We start from the raw sequence: 14,651 nt of genomic DNA on the forward strand, positions 1-14,651 counted from the left end.
CTTCGAAAATTCCGGTTAAAGCTTCAGGTCGATAAATCGCCAGAAATTGCCGCCCAGCAGTTGTTCAACATCGCGCTTGATCTCGTCCTCCGAAACGCTCCACCCCGACTCGACGAGGTCGGCGTATTTATGACGCAGGACTCTTGCGATCACCTCGCGGGAGTGCTTCCACTTGTAGATCACCTGATCGAGCACGCGCGCGTCGGAGTGCTGAGGGATGATGGAGGGGCCGAGCAATTCGAGACGCATCTCGGTCATCTCCTGGATCAGGCTGGGGTTGTTCAGGAACCACCAGCAGCCGAAGACGAGAAGATTGCGGAACTTTCGCGCGGTGACGCAGAGGCTGTGCTGATCCTCGCGGGAGAGTGTGGTGATCATGAATTTGTTCTGGGGATATTTCGCGCAGATGTACTCGACCGGCTTCATGCTGGAGGGGGCTACACTGTCGCCCGCGAGGCGCAGCAGTGGATTGATCTGGCGGGTGACGCCGATCATCATGGCGAATGGAATATTAAACTCCCGGGCAACGGGCAGGATGCACTCCTCGATCAGCGTGGCCCGGGCGGACTGCTCCGGCAGGGCGAAATCGGGCGGCAGCGACACAGCCATGTACAGGGCCTTCATCCGCCTGACCCAGTCGGTGAGGAAGCGGCGCACTTCGGCTTTGCTCTTGTCGTTCAGCGTGACTTCCACGTCGTAGCCCCAGCCCTGGAGATACTGATAGCTCCCGGCCCATCCGTTGAGCAGGGGATCGATGCGCAGCACACCGTAGAATCGGTCATCCGGCTGATAGCCCGCTTCCCAGGCCGGTCGCTCCTGGGGGTCGAAGGGGTCGTTGGTCATCACCGCACACTTGATGTTGGCCGTGGCGAAGACACGATCCACATGCGCGCCAGTCTCCTGGGCGTTGAACCACGCGCGGTAGCCCTTCAGATCGCGCGCCGAAACATCCAGCCCGAGGGAGTCGAGCACGGTGATCACGCCCCGGCAGGCTTCACTCAGGGGGCTGTTGCGTATAAACAGCGTTTCCCAAATCATATCGGCTTGTTGACTCTTCGACAGCGACCAGAACTGGTCGTAGGACATGTCGGAAAGACGAAAGAACTCGGCGATGAGGTAGTGATAGGTGAGCAGCTCGTCGATACCCCACAGGAGCAGCCCGCCAAAGTCGGTGGCGTAGAGGTGGGTGTGGATATCGGTGATGGCGGTCTTGTTCACCGCATTGTTCACCGCGGCGCGGAGGCCAACGGCATCGCCGCGACCGAAGGTTATAGAACTCATGGGTAGTGCACTTTCTTAAATGGGTTGTGGGGTGCCCCTAGTGTAGCCGATTTCAGGGCGGAAATTCAGGCCGATGACAACGCCTTCCGCCTTACTCTTCCAGCAGGTAGGACCCGAACTCCGGAGTCTGCCGTTCGATGATCTCGCCCTGCTCCCCATGGATCAGCAGCAGCACCGGCAGCTTCAGCTTTTCCGCGAAGGCGAGACCGTCCTTTTCGCCGAGCACCATGATGGCGGTGGAATAGGCATCGGCGAGGGCGCAATTCGGGTGAATCACACTCGCGGATGCGAGGCTGTGCTCCGCGGGGCGCCCTGTTTTCGGATTTATCGCGTGGGACACGCGTCGGCCGTCGACGATATAGAACTTGCGATAATTGCCCGATGTGGACAGGGAGACGTCGGAGATGCCGACAACCCGCTGGATTAACCGGCCCTCGTCCACCGGTTTTTCGATGGCGATTTTCCAGGGGGCGCCACTGGCGTTCTTTCCGGCCGTGCGGACTTCTCCACCCACCTCTACCATGTAGTTCCCATAGCCCCGCGCCAGGAGGAGTTCCGCCACCTGATCAACGGCGTAGCCCTCGGCGACCGAGGCGGGGTCACAGTAGACGCCATCCAGGGCCTTGGTGACGGTGCGCGTTTCGGCATTGAGGGAAATCTTGTCGGGTCCTACGAGCGCAAGAAGGGCGGCCAGTTCTTCGTCGCCGGGTGAGTGCGCCGGGCCGTCCGGCCCAAAGCCCCAGGCATTCACGAGGGGTCCCACGGTGATATCGAAGGCGCCATCGGATTCCCGATTCACTTGCAGTCCTTTCTCGAATACCGCGAAGGTTTCGTTCGAAAGGGTAACGGGCACGCCTGCCGGCGACGCGTTTAACCGCGAAACCTCGGAGTCCGGCTTGTACGTGGACATCTTCTCATCAACGTTTTTGAGGGCATTCTCGATGGCCTTGGCGGTTTCCGTGGATTCCGGGTCGGTCATCACTGCCGCCACTTTGATGTGGTAGGTGGTTCCCATGATGGCGCCGGTGAATTCGATCTGATTCGGCGCGGGGGAGGGCGGAGGCGCGCATCCGGCGGCCAGGCAAAGGAAGAGCGTGGCCGAAGCCACGCTCTTCACCAGAAACCGGCGGGAAATCGACGGGGCGTCACCCGAAGTCGTCATACTCGATCATTTCATCTTCCACACCGAGGTCGTGGAGCATGTTGGTCACGGCCGCCAGCATCATGGGAGGTCCGCACAGGTAGTACTCCACATCTTCCGGAGCGGGATGGTTCTTGAGATAGTTTTCCAGCAGCACCTGGTGGATGAATCCCGTATAGCCGGTCCAGTTGTCTTCCGGAAGCGGTTCGGAAAGGGCCGTGTGCCACGTGAAGTTCGGGTTTTCCGCCTGGATCGTGTCGAAGTCCTCAACGTAGAACATTTCGCGGAGGCTGCGCGCGCCGTACCAGAAGGTCACTTTGCGATCGGTGTGGATGCGCCGGAACTGATCAAAGATATGGGAGCGCATGGGCGCCATGCCGGCGCCGCCGCCGATGAAGCACATCTCGCGATTCGTGTCATGGGCAAAGAATTCGCCGAAGGGACCGGAGATGGTCACTTCGTCGCCCGGCTTCAGGCTGAAGATGTAGGAAGACATGATGCCCGGGGGGATACCCTGGGTACGGGGCGGGGGCGTGGCCACACGCACATTCAGCATGATGATGCCAAACTCTTCGGGATAGTTGGCCATGGAGTATGCGCGCGTGACGGTCTCTTCGCACTTGGATTCATACTGCCAGATGTTGAACTTGTCCCAGTCGGGGCGGTATTCCTCCTGCACGTCGAAGTCCTTGTACTTCACGTGGTGGGGCGGGCATTCGATCTGAATGTAGCCGCCCGCGCGGAAGGGGACGCTCTCGCCCTCGGGCAGTTCGAGCACGAGTTCCTTGATAAAGGTGGCCACATTGTCGTTGGAGCGCACTTTGCACTTCCATTTCTTGACAGAGAACACCTCGGGGGGAATCTCAATGTTCAGATTATTTTTCACCTTGACCTGACAGGAGAGACGACAGCCTTCTTTGGCTTCACCCCGTGTAATCCAATTCTCTTCTGTGGTCAGCAACGATCCGCCACCCGACTTGACCTTGACCTTGCACACACCGCAACTGCCCTTGCCACCGCAGGCGGAGGGGATAAAGATCTTGTTGGCTGCGAGGGTGCCCAGCAGGGTGCCGCCGGCGGCGGTGGTGATGGCGGAATCCTGATCCCCGTTGATGGTGATGGTCACGTCCCCGGCCGCGACAAGCTTGGCCTTGGCCGACAGCACCACCCACACGAGGAAAAGGATGACGGCGCAGAACATGAAAACACCCATGACAATTGTTGTCATCGCATGAACTCCCTGGCGAAATTCCTCATAAAAATCATCAAAGTTGGATGCCGGAGAAGGCCATAAAGCCAATGGCCATCAATCCCGCCAGCATGAAGGTGATCCCCAGTCCACGCAGGCCGGCCGGCACGTTGCTGTAGCGCATTTTTTCGCGAATGGCCGCCATGGAGACAATCGCCATCATCCAGCCGAATCCAGAGCCAAAGCCGTAGGTAACGCTTTCGGCAAAATTGTAGGAGCGCTCCAGCATGAAGAGGGAGCCGCCCAGGATCGCACAGTTCACGGCGATCAGCGGGAGGAAAATACCAAGCGATGCGTACAGGGAGGGGATGTAGCGATCCAGCGCCATTTCCACGATCTGCGTCATGGCCGCGATGGTGCCGATGAAGGTCAGGAAGGCGAGGAAACTCAGGTCCACTTCGGCAAGTGAAGCAATACCGGTCCAGTGGAGGGCGCCGGGGGCCAGAAAACTGGTGTAGATTATATTGTTCAGGGGAACCGTGACGGCCTGTACGAAGACTACGGCACAGCCCAGACCGAAAGAGGCATCCACCCGCTTGGAGCATCCGAGGAAGGTGCACATGCCCAGGAAAAAGGCGAGGGCCATGTTTTCCAGGAAGGCTGAGGTGGTAAACAAACTCAGGTGGTGTTGCAGCATGACTCAGCTCTCCTCCTGCTGTTCGGGCTTCCAGGTGCGGACGATCCAGATGAAGGTTGCAATGAGGAAGAAGGCGCCGGGTGAGAGAACCATCAGGCCGTTGGTGGTGTACCAGCCGCCGTCGTTTACGGACTTGAGCAGCGTGACGCCAAATACGGAGCCGGATCCGAAAAGCTCGCGGATGAAGGCCACGCTCATGAGGACCACGCTGTAGCCGAGTCCGTTGCCGAGACCGTCGAGAAAACTGAGCAGGGGGCCATTTTGCATGGCATAGCCCTCGGCGCGGCCCATCACGATGCAGTTCGTAATGATGAGGCCGACAAACACCGAGAGCTGTTTGCTGATCTCGAAGACGTAGGCCTTGAGGATCTGATCCGTCAGAATCACGAAGGTGGCGATAACCGAGAGCTGCACGATGATGCGGATTGAGGGGGGAATGTTGTTGCGCAGCAGGCTCACGACGAAGTTTGAACACGCGGTAACCGCGGTCACACCGAGGCACATGACCAATGCGGTTTCCATCTTGGTGGTGACGGCGAGGGCCGAGCAGATGCCCAGCACCTGGAGGGCGATGGGATTGTTGTTGAACAAGGGGTCGAGAACGACCTCGCGTTCCTTCTTTCCGAATTGCATGGCTTATGCACTCCCTGTTTCACGGAAGGTCTTGAGGTAAGGGCCGAAGCCTTCTTCGCCCAACCAGAAATCGAGCATGTTGGTGACGCCGCGGCTCGTAATCGTGGCCCCGCTGAGGCCGTCCACGCTGTGGGGGTCGCCTGCGGGCTCGCCCGCGTGGCCCTTGATTACTTTGATGGCGACGTTCCAGTCTTTGTCATAGATCTGTCGGTGGGGCCACTTGTTTTTCCACGTGGGATTGTCCACTTCACCGCCGAGACCCGGAGTCTCTTTATGGTCATAATAAGTGATGCCCTCCACCGTGTTCGTGTCCTCGCCAACGGCCAGAAAGCCATACAGCGTGCCCCAGAGGCCCTTGCCGAAGATAGGCAGCACCAGCATGTCCACTTTGCCGTCCTTCATCACTTTGAATATCTGGACCTGGCCGGGCATCTCTTTGATCTGCGCCGCGTTGGTCGGCGGGATCACCAGTGGGGCCGCGCTCGGGTCGAAGGTGGATGGATCCACCCCCTCGGCCACCGCGTCGGTGGCAAGATCGATTACCACGGGCTCAATCGCGCTAAACATCTCGCGCACCTGATTGGCGCTCACGGACTCGCCGGGCTTGACCATATTGCAGGCCATCAGGACGCTCTTTTGCTTGTCCAGTTGCATGTTGCCGGCCTGGCGATCCTTCAAGGAGACGGCGGCCACCGAGAGGAGGATCGAGCAGATGAGGCAGAGCCCGAAAGAGAAGATGTAGGTGTACTTGGTGCTAAACTGCTGCATTGCGGGCCAGTCTCCTCTTGATATTGGCGCGTTTTGCCATCCAGTCCAGAAGCGGGGAGAACATGTTCATGAAGAGGATGGCGAGCATCATGCCTTCGGGATAGGCGGGATTCACCACGCGAATCAGCAGGGCAAAGACGCCGATGAAGAAACCATAAATAAAGCGGCCCCGGTCGCTGTAGGGGGCGGAAACGGGGTCCGTGGCCATGAAGACCAGGCCGAAGGCCCAGCCGCCCAGCACCACGTGCCAGTGGAAGGGCACGTTAAGGAGAGCATTCGTCTCGGAGCCCAGGCTGTTGAAGAGCAGGGTGACCGCCAGGCTGCCCAGCACGCCCCCGAGCATGATGCGCCAGGAGCCGATGCCCATTGCAATCAGGATACCCGCGCCGATGATACAGGCCAGTGTGGACGTCTCGCCCATGGAGCCTGGGATTCGGCCCATGAAGGCGTCAACCCACGTAATGCCCATGCTGTCGATGGCGCCGCGCCAAGCGTCGGTAGGGGCGGGGCCGGCGATGTTGGCCAGGCGTCCCAGTGCGGTGGCGCCGCTGAAGCCGTCAATGTGATTGGCTTCGGTCACCGCGGTCCATACTTTGTCGCCCGAAATCTGGGCCGGGTAGGCGAAGAAGAGGAAGGCGCGGGCGGTGAGGGCGGGATTGAAGATATTCATCCCGGTACCGCCGAAGACCTCCTTGCCGACCACTACGCCGAAGGCGATGCCCAGGGCCACCTGCCACAGGGGGATTGCCGGAGGGAGAATCAGGGGAAAGAGCATGCCGGTAACCAGAAACCCTTCGTTCACTTCATGCTTGCGCACGACGGCGAAGAGCACTTCGAGGTTGCCCCCAACCACAAAGGTCACGATGAGCACGGGAAAGTAGTAGAGCGCTCCGTGAAAGATGCAGGCGAGCGGGTTGGCCTCGTTGTAGCCGAAACTGAGGAGATCCATGATCCAGCCGCGCCATCCGAAGGCCGAAGCGCCTTCCGCCAGCGCCGCGTTGGCCTGGTAGCCCGTGTTGTACATGGCCACCAGAATGCAGGGAATCAGGGCGATGACCACCGTGACCATCATCCGCTTGAGATCGAGGGCGTCGCGCACGTGGGACGCCCCTTTGGTCACATGCCCGGGCGTGAAGAGCAGGGTGTCCTGAGCTTCATAGAGGGGATAGAGCTTTTCGAGCTTCCCCCCCTTGTGGAAGTGGGGCTCAATCTTATCGTGTAAGTCGCGAAGGAATTTCATAGGTGGACCGCTCGATTATCCTTCTTTTTCAATAGTGTTCAGATTGCGGCGCAAAATAGGTCCGAAATCGTACTTGCTCGGGCAAACAAAGGTACACAGGGCCAGATCTTCTTCATCCAATTCGAGGCATCCCAGTTCTTCCGCCTGCTCGATATCGTCCACAACCAGCGAACGGAGGAGAAAGGTGGGCAGGATGTCAAAAGGCATGACCCGCTCGTAGGTGCCGATGGGCACCATGGCCCGGGCACCGCCGTTGGTCGTGGTCGTGAGGTCAAATTTCTTGTCGGGAATAAGGCTGGATACGAACGCCGACACGACCGAGAATTTCTCCGCGCCGGGGGCCAGCCATCCCAGAAACACGCGCTCCCGGTCTTCCTTCAGCGCGCTTACCTGGGAGTGGTAGCGCCCCAGGTAGCCAAAGATCTCGCCGCTGGCCTTGCGCCCGGAGAGGATGGAGCCGGAAATCACCCGGTTTTCACCGTCTTCCAGTTCGTTGGCGGTAAGATCGTCCAGGGAGGCGCCCAGGCGCACTTTCAGCAGGCGCGGGCGTTTCACCACGGGGCCGGCCAGGGCGATTACGCGTTCCGTGTCCAGCTCACCGGTGCGGAAGAGGCGTCCAATCGCCAGCACGTCCTGAATTCCAATGTGCCAGACCGTCCGGTGGTGTCCCACCGGGGCAATGAGGTGGATATGCAGCCCCGGCGTGCCGGCGGGGTGGGGGCCCTTGAACTCCTGCACCGTTACGCCCGAGGCGCTCGTGGGCTGGAGTGCGCCGCCCGCCTTCTTGCAGAAATGAACCTTGCCGTCGGTCAGCTTGCCCAATACGAGCAGCCCCGCCTCCATGTCCGGAAGGCGCTCACCCGCGATCAGGTCCACATCCGCGGCCAGGGGGTTCGTATCCATCGCCGTCACGAAGATGGCGTAGGGGGCCGAGTTCAACTGGGGGACGCGGGTGAACGGCCGGGTGCGAAATGCGGGCCAGAGTCCCGATTCCACCAGCAACTCCCGCACCTCGGCCCGATCACAGGCGACCGGGCTCTTGCCGGTGTAGGACTGGAAGCTCACCTGCTCGCCGCCGCCGGGGGTGGCTTCGATGACCAGGGACTGGAAGGAACGGCGCTCACCGCGGTGAATCGCGGTGACGGTTCCGGCGCACGGCGCGGTGAAGAGCACGCCGGGGGTCTTCTTGTCTTCAAAGAGGGCCTGGCCACGACGCACAACATCGCCCGGCTGCACCCTGAAGGAAGGTTTCAATCCATGAAAGTCATCCGCGAGGATTGCGACGCGTCGAGGGGAAGAACCGGCCTCGATTACCTGCTCCGGAACCCCGGTAACAGGCAGATCAAGGCCTTTCTTTACAACATGCAAGGCCATACATCGTTCCCGTGGTGGGTCTGTAACATTGTCGAAATGTGATGGTGTGCGGAATCCGTCAAGCCCCTGCCGCACAGGCCAAAACACTGCCAACCTGTACGGACGGGCGGTCATTCTCGGGATTATGGCACAGGCCATCCGGGGCAAACAAGGTCTGGACCGACGGTTTTGTCATTCGATGATATCCTTGCCCACCACGGCCCCCGGCAGGGTAGAGGTGTGGGGCCACAGCTTGCGGCCGGGGTAGATCGATGTGTTGATCCCCGTGTGCACGCCGTCGCCGATGATTGCGCCCAGTTTGCGCCGCCCGGTGTCCACGAGATCTTCTTTCACCTGGCTGCGGTGGTTTTTTCCGTCGTGGCGAAAGTTGGCGGTGATCGTGCCGCAGCCGAGATTGGCCTTCTCGCCGATGACGCTGTCGCCCACATAGCTCAGGTGGGGCACCGCCGCCCCGTCGAAGAGGATGCTGTTCTTCACTTCACAGCCCTGGCCCACCTTGGCGCCGCGGCCCAGCACGGTGCCGGGGCGCAAATAGCAGTTCGGGCCAACGGTGCATCCTTCGCCAATGTATACCGGCCCCTCGATATAGACGCCCGGCCGCACCACGCTGCCCCGGCCCACATACAGCGGGCCGTTCACGTGGGCCGCCGGGCTCACTTCGCCGTGGATCTCGCTGGGCATGAAATTCTCCAGCATGAAGAGGTTCGCGTCCAGCAGGTCCCAGGGATAGCCGATGGGCAGCCAGTGGCCCTCGGCCGGTACGGCAAAGAAGTCACCCATGTCCGCCAGCGTCTGGATGGCCGAGGTAATTTCGATTTCCCCGCGCACCGACGGCGCGGTGTGCTCCAGGACTTCAAACACTTCCGGCGTGAACTTGTAGGCTCCGATGTTGGCCAGGTTTGAAAAGACCTCGGTCGGTTTTTCCACCAGCCGGATGACCTTGTTATTCTCAGCCACTTCGTAGATGCCGAAGAGGCGCGGGTCGGCCACGGTCTTCACCAGCGCGGCCTGGTGCTGCCGGGCGAGCCGGGCGAAATCCCCCGCCGCGTAAAGATCATCGCCATTGAAGGCCATGAAGGGTTCCGCAATGTGGGGGGCGCACTGGAGCAGCGCGTGGCCCGTGCCCTTCTGTTCGGTCTGCTCCACATAAATCAGCTTTCGGCCCTGATATTCCTCGCCGAAGGCGGCGCGGATCATCTCGTGCCTGTAGCCCACCACCAGCACGACCGTGTCCACCTCCGGCGGCAGCGCGTCCATCTGGTGCGCCAGGATGGGCTTGTTGGCGATTGGAAGCAGCGGTTTGGGCCGCGTCAGGGTCAGGGGATAGGTTCGGGTGGATTTTCCGGCGGCAAAAACAACGGCTTTCATCAAAAAACGCTCCGTGCGTGTATTTTCCACAAGCAAAGGAATATGATAATGGACGAGACCGCTCCAACCACATTCCGGCGCGGGTCCGGGCCGATGGTACACCATCCCTCCGCGCCACGGAAAGGAAGAATCCCATGAATGCGCTCCTCTTTGCCGCCCTGGCACCCCTCACCCTGCTTTCCCAGCCCTATGAGGCCACCTGGGAATCTCTGGACCAGCGCCCCAATCCGGCCTGGTTCAGCGACGCCAAGTTCGGCATCTTCATCCACTGGGGCGTCTATTCCGTACCGTCTTGGGGACCAAAGGATCGCTATTCCGAGTGGTACTGGCATGATCTCATCGAGGGCGACGGACAGACGAAGGCGTTTCACGACGCCACCTACGGCCCCGAGTTCAAGTACCAGGATTTTGCCCCCCAGTTCACGGCGGAGCTCTTCGCGCCCGAAGACTGGGCCGACATCTTCAAGCGATCCGGCGCGAAATACGTGGTTTTGACTTCCAAGCACCACGAGGGCTTCAGCCTCTGGCCCGATCCCACCAACTGGAACTGGAACGCCATGGACATCGGGCCCCATCGCGATCTGGCGGGCGATCTCATGACCGCCGTACGCGGCGCCGGGCTCAAGATGGGCTTCTATTACTCCATGTACGAATGGTTCAATCCCCTCTATCTCTCGGATGTGGATCGCTATGTGGACGAGTATATGCTGCCCCAGATGAAAGATCTGGTCCAGCGCTACCAGCCCGATATCATCTGGCCCGACGGTGAGTGGGGCCACCCCAGCAGCACCTGGCGCAGCACCGAGTTTCTGGCCTGGCTCTTCAACGAAAGTAAAGCGCCGAAGGACGTAGTAATCAATGATCGCTGGGGCAAGGAGTGCCGCAATGTTCACGGCGGTTTCGCCACGCCCGAGTACGGCCACATTCCCGAGGGTGGACTTATCCAGAACAGCCGCTTCGAGGAGTGCCAGGGCATGGGCAAGTCCTTCGGCTACAACCGCAACGAACGCGCCGAGAACTATCGCAGCACCACGGAGCTGCTCCATCTGCTCATTGATAATGTGAGCCGGGGCGGCAACCTGCTCCTGGACATCGGGCCTTCCGCGGACGGGCGTATTCCCACCGTCATGGAGCAGCGCCTGCTGGAAATGGGCGAATGGCTCTCGGTGAACGGCGAAGCGATTTATGGTACCCATGGGCTGGCCGACGCGCCGAAGCTGGAGCAGGTTCGCTTCACGGCGAAAGACAAGGCGACCTATGCGATCTGTCTGAAATGGCCCGGCGCCACACTGGAGTTGCCCGTGGCGGGTACGGTGACCAAAGTCTCGCTTCTGGGCTACGACAAGCCCGTGGCTTTCATTCAGAGCGGCCCCAGCGTCGTGATTCAAGTTCCCGCGCTGGGGGTGGACGAGGCGCCCTGCAAGCACGCTTACGTGTTCAAGATGGAATAGCCTTATCGTCACAACCACACGACCATAGTCCTATCCCATCGAATCCATCGACGAGCGCCATGGCGATCCACACCAGGGTCGCCTGGCGCTCGACCTGTTTCCAGACGCTTTCAGAAGTGCCGCGTCCAGTTTTGAGCCGGTTTCGTTCTTGAGGGGAAAGTAATCCATAGTATACACTCCCGCCGACTTGACGGCGGAGCTTGTCGGCGATCAGCCACAGGACTGCCGGGGGTGAGCAGCGGGAAACGCTCCAGCCCGGAGCAAACAAGAAGCCAGTGTTTCGACCTGGATGAGGTTCCGATTCTATGTGCCTGTGCCAAGAAGTGAACAAGCGACGTGTATCCATCAGCAGCCGGCGGCTCGTGCGCGTGATCGCCGCGCTGGGCATCCTGGCGGCAGTGCTGTCACTGCCTCCCCGGGGGCATGCCGACACCGTGACGGATTCCTTGCGGGAATTCGGTTCGGGGTTTAACGGCGGCGGTATAGCGTTCTCACCCGACGGCGAGGCCGTTCTGCTCAGCACCGATGATGGCGCCGTGCTGCTGGACAAGTCCAACCGCCTGTTGCTTCAGACCTTTTCCGGCCATACGTTGCCGGTCTATGCGGTGGCATTCTCGCCCGACGGCGAACAAGTCCTTACCGGGTCCCGCGATGCAACGGCCATCCTGTGGGACGTTGATACGGGCGTAGGACTTCGAGCCTACTCCGGTCACACTTTCGATGTTAACGCCGTTGCGTTTTCACCCGATGGAACCCAGGTGCTCACCGGATCGAACGACAATACCGCGAAACTTTGGAATCGGGTTACCGGCGCGGAGTTGCGGACCTTCACCCACACGGACACGGTCGTGTCCGTCGCTTTCTCTTCCGATGGGGCGCAGGTGCTAACGGGGTCTACGGACAACACCGCGAAGCTATGGGATGTCGCCACGGGCGACGAGGTTCGTTCGTTTGAGCACACCTATGCGTTGAATTCCGTCGCCATTTCACCCGACGGTACTCAGGTACTCACCGGGTCAAACGACAATATCGCCAAGTTGTGGGATGTGGATTCAGGCGCCGAAATCCTCTCCCTTACGGGCCACACCTATTATGTGACGTCCGTGGCCTTCTCGCCCGATGGCGCGCTCGCCCTCACGGGCTCGCGCGACAACTCCGCGAAATTGTGGGATGTTGCAACGGGTGAAGAGCTCCGAACCTTCTCCGCGCATACGGATTGGCTGAATGCAGTGGTCTTCGCGCCGAACGGCAGACAGGTGCTCTCAGGGGCGTGGGACGAGACCGCAAACTTGTGGGATATCAGCGATCTGGTGCCGGCCGGCGAGGGTGAAGGCGAGGGCGAGGGTGAAGGCGAGGGTGAAGGCGAGGGTGAAGGCGAGGGTGAAGGCGAAGGAGAAGGCGAAGGAGAAGGCGAAGGTGAAGGCGAAGGTGAAGGTGAAGGCGAAGGTGAGGGTGAGGGTGAGGGTGAGGGTGAAGGTGAAGGTGAAGGTGAAGGTGAAGGCGAAACTCCCGGCGGTTGTCCTGGCTCCAAGCTCACCTCGGCGAGCAATTCCGGGGCTCGCCTGGGTGACCTGTTCCTGTTCGCGCTGTCTGTGACCACCCTGACTCTATTCGGCACTCTGGATCGACGGTCGTAGCAGCAACTCGGTGCAAGAAACACAGGCCCGGCGTTCTCGCGAAGTACGCCGGGCCTGTTGCATTACCATGTCGTGCACAAGGGGTCCTTGTTGCTTTGCCCCCGTCTACGCCGCGACGGCCAGCAGCGCGCGATCCACGGCATCGTCCATGGACTGGGTGAACTTAAGCACGCCCGCTTCTTCCCGTATCCCCACCTTCGCCACGACCTGAATCAATTCCGGTTTCAGATTGTTGATGATCAGTTTAATCTTCTGCTTGCGGAAATTGTCGATAATGGATTCCATGGCCACCATGGCCGTCATGTCGATCATGGGCACATCGGACATTTCGAGGATCACGACCCGTATGTCGCCCTGCACGTCGGTCAGCGCCTTCAGGGCTTTTTGCGCCGAGCCAAAGAACATGGCCCCGTCAATGTCGTAGACCAGTACTGAATCCGGCAGGTCCCTTGATCGGGGATGGTCATTGGACTTGTGGGCGATCAATTCCACACCGGTCACCTCAATGCTGCGCCGCACGAAGAGCACCGCGGCGAGGCCCATTCCCACGGCGACGGCGATTTGCATGTCGAAGAGCACCGTGAGAAAAAAACAGTTCAGCAGGGTGAAAATATCTCGGCTGGGGGCCACGCGCACGATACGGAGAAAGTGCTTTGCCTCGCTCATGTTCCACGCGACTACGAGAAGCAGGGCGGCGATGGAGGCCATGGGAACATAAGCCAGCAGCGGGGCGAAAACGAGTATGGAAAGCAGGATAAAGATCGAGTGAACCACGGAAGCGAGGGGCATGGTGGCCCCGGCGCGCACATTGGCCGCAGTGCGCGCGATGGCCGCCGTGGCCGGGATCCCGCCGAAGAAGGGCACGATCATGTTGCCCAGGCCCTGGCCGATCAGCTCATCGTTCGGGTTGTGGCGTTTGCCCGACATCCCATCGGCCACCACGGCGCAGAGCAGGGATTCCAGGGCGGCCAGCATGGCGATGGCGAAGGCCGGACCGATCAACTCCTGGATCAGGCGGAAAGAAAGACCAACCGGCCCAGGATCCACACCACCACCGGGGAGTGCCCAGGGCAGCACCAGTTGGGGGAGCACCGAAGGTATTCCGCTGCCCTGAACGCCATTAACCTCAAAGTGAAAGCGTGAACCAATGGTGGCGACTTCGAATCCTGGCACGTAGTGGGTGGCGGCCCAGGCGCCGATGGAGCCCGCAAGAATTCCCGCCAGATGGAAGGGGAATCGGGACTTCATCCGCGCCCACAAGAGGATGACGGCGAGGGTAAATGAGCCTACGAGCGCCTCCTCCCAGCGCATCGTCGGCAGGGCATTGAAAAGGATCGCCACTTTTTCGATGTAGTCTTCGCCGGGCGCGGCCACTTCCAGGCCGAGAAAATCTTTCATCTGGAGCGTGGCGATGACTACGCCGATGCCCGAAGTGAAGCCTACGGTGACAGGATAGGGCACAATCTGAATCAGGGCGCCCAGGCGGAGGAAACCCATCCCCACGAGAATGCACCCGGCCATGAAGCCGCTCAGGAGGAGGCCGCCCATCCCATGTTCGTGAACGATGGGGAGGAGGATGACGACAAATGCGGCGGTTGGGCCGGAAATGTTGACTTTGGAACCGCCGCTGAGGGCGATGACGATGCCCGCCACGATGGCCGTGTAGAGGCCGTGCTGCGGCGGGGTTCCACTGGCAATGGCCAGTCCCATGGAAAGGGGCAGGGCAACAACGCCGACCGTGAGGCCGGCAAAGATATTGGCTAGAATTTCGTTTCGGGAGGGCTTGCTCTTCCAGGAACGGGTGAGCGCGGAAAACATGGGGACAGGAACTCCGGAGGGCACAGATTCAATTGGGGGGTGGCGCTCAAACAG

12 protein-coding genes are annotated in these 14,651 nt (G+C 60.4%); 2 read left to right on the forward strand and 10 right to left on the reverse strand.

Translation table 11 applies throughout. The features are described 5' to 3' along the window. Positions 1-15: 15 nt before the first annotated feature. The 9 genes from JNK74_00375 to JNK74_00415 all read right to left on the reverse strand — a co-directional run bounded on the left by JNK74_00375 (position 16) and on the right by JNK74_00415 (position 9,691). Complete coding sequence (locus tag JNK74_00375; protein ID MBL7644619.1) at positions 16-1,230, reverse strand: glucuronate isomerase; 1,215 nt, start codon at positions 1,228-1,230, stop codon at positions 16-18. Positions 1,231-1,372: 142 nt separating this feature from the next. Beyond that, the gene (locus JNK74_00380; GenBank protein MBL7644620.1) at positions 1,373-2,443 is read right to left on the reverse strand and encodes an FAD:protein FMN transferase; all 1,071 of its coding nucleotides are present in this window, start codon (positions 2,441-2,443) and stop codon (positions 1,373-1,375) included. Further along, a complete protein-coding gene (locus JNK74_00385) occupies positions 2,427-3,650 on the reverse strand; it encodes an NADH:ubiquinone reductase (Na(+)-transporting) subunit F (protein MBL7644621.1) in 1,224 nt (407 codons plus the stop codon). Before JNK74_00385 ends, JNK74_00380 begins: the two co-directional genes overlap by 17 nt. 37 nt (positions 3,651-3,687) lie before the next feature. Then, a complete protein-coding gene (nqrE, locus tag JNK74_00390) occupies positions 3,688-4,305 on the reverse strand; it encodes an NADH:ubiquinone reductase (Na(+)-transporting) subunit E (protein MBL7644622.1) in 618 nt (205 codons plus the stop codon). A 6-nt stretch (positions 4,306-4,311) separates the two neighbouring features. Beyond that, on the reverse strand, positions 4,312-4,941 hold the full coding sequence (locus tag JNK74_00395) for an NADH:ubiquinone reductase (Na(+)-transporting) subunit D (GenBank protein MBL7644623.1): 630 nt from the start codon (positions 4,939-4,941) through the stop codon (positions 4,312-4,314). A gap of 3 nt (positions 4,942-4,944) precedes the next feature. Continuing rightward, positions 4,945-5,709 carry a Na(+)-translocating NADH-quinone reductase subunit C gene (locus JNK74_00400; protein MBL7644624.1) on the reverse strand — a complete coding sequence of 255 codons (765 nt, stop codon included), beginning with the start codon at positions 5,707-5,709 and terminating at the stop codon, positions 4,945-4,947. After that, complete coding sequence (locus JNK74_00405; protein MBL7644625.1) at positions 5,696-6,949, reverse strand: NADH:ubiquinone reductase (Na(+)-transporting) subunit B; 1,254 nt, start codon at positions 6,947-6,949, stop codon at positions 5,696-5,698. The genes JNK74_00400 and JNK74_00405 overlap by 14 nt, the downstream gene beginning before the upstream one ends. Before the next feature lie 15 nt (positions 6,950-6,964). Then, positions 6,965-8,317: a Na(+)-translocating NADH-quinone reductase subunit A gene (locus JNK74_00410; protein MBL7644626.1), complete on the reverse strand. Its 1,353-nt coding sequence runs from the start codon at positions 8,315-8,317 to the stop codon at positions 6,965-6,967. 177 nt (positions 8,318-8,494) lie between these two features. Continuing rightward, positions 8,495-9,691 (reverse strand): NTP transferase domain-containing protein, encoded by a 1,197-nt coding sequence (locus JNK74_00415; protein ID MBL7644627.1) that lies wholly within the window; start codon positions 9,689-9,691, stop codon positions 8,495-8,497. 134 nt (positions 9,692-9,825) lie between these two features. Here JNK74_00415 and JNK74_00420 point away from each other — a divergent pair, with 134 nt between their 5' ends. Further along, on the forward strand, positions 9,826-11,142 hold the full coding sequence (locus JNK74_00420) for an alpha-L-fucosidase (GenBank protein ID MBL7644628.1): 1,317 nt from the start codon (positions 9,826-9,828) through the stop codon (positions 11,140-11,142). A gap of 323 nt (positions 11,143-11,465) precedes the next feature. Continuing rightward, the gene (locus tag JNK74_00425) at positions 11,466-12,779 is read left to right on the forward strand and encodes a WD40 repeat domain-containing protein (protein ID MBL7644629.1); all 1,314 of its coding nucleotides are present in this window, start codon (positions 11,466-11,468) and stop codon (positions 12,777-12,779) included. Positions 12,780-12,884: 105 nt separating this feature from the next. Here JNK74_00425 and dauA read toward each other — a convergent pair whose 3' ends face one another. Then, positions 12,885-14,597, reverse strand: a complete 1,713-nt coding sequence (gene dauA, locus JNK74_00430; protein ID MBL7644630.1) for a C4-dicarboxylic acid transporter DauA — start codon at positions 14,595-14,597, stop codon at positions 12,885-12,887. Positions 14,598-14,651 lie beyond the last annotated feature (54 nt).

Source organism: Candidatus Hydrogenedentota bacterium, assembly GCA_016791475.1.
In the GTDB taxonomy this organism is placed as follows: Bacteria; Hydrogenedentota; Hydrogenedentia; order Hydrogenedentales; family JAEUWI01; genus JAEUWI01.

Coding starts and splice junctions, on each gene's coding strand:
- JNK74_00400 (MBL7644624.1), bottom strand. CDS start 5,709: ATGCAGCAGTTTAGCACCAAGTACACCTACATCTTCTCTTTCGGGCTC.
- JNK74_00405 (MBL7644625.1), bottom strand. CDS start 6,949: ATGAAATTCCTTCGCGACTTACACGATAAGATTGAGCCCCACTTCCAC.
- JNK74_00420 (MBL7644628.1), top strand. CDS start 9,826: ATGAATGCGCTCCTCTTTGCCGCCCTGGCACCCCTCACCCTGCTTTCC.
- JNK74_00415 (MBL7644627.1), bottom strand. CDS start 9,691: ATGAAAGCCGTTGTTTTTGCCGCCGGAAAATCCACCCGAACCTATCCC.
- JNK74_00385 (MBL7644621.1), bottom strand. CDS start 3,650: ATGACAACAATTGTCATGGGTGTTTTCATGTTCTGCGCCGTCATCCTT.
- JNK74_00380 (MBL7644620.1), bottom strand. CDS start 2,443: ATGACGACTTCGGGTGACGCCCCGTCGATTTCCCGCCGGTTTCTGGTG.
- dauA (MBL7644630.1), bottom strand. CDS start 14,597: ATGTTTTCCGCGCTCACCCGTTCCTGGAAGAGCAAGCCCTCCCGAAAC.
- JNK74_00395 (MBL7644623.1), bottom strand. CDS start 4,941: ATGCAATTCGGAAAGAAGGAACGCGAGGTCGTTCTCGACCCCTTGTTC.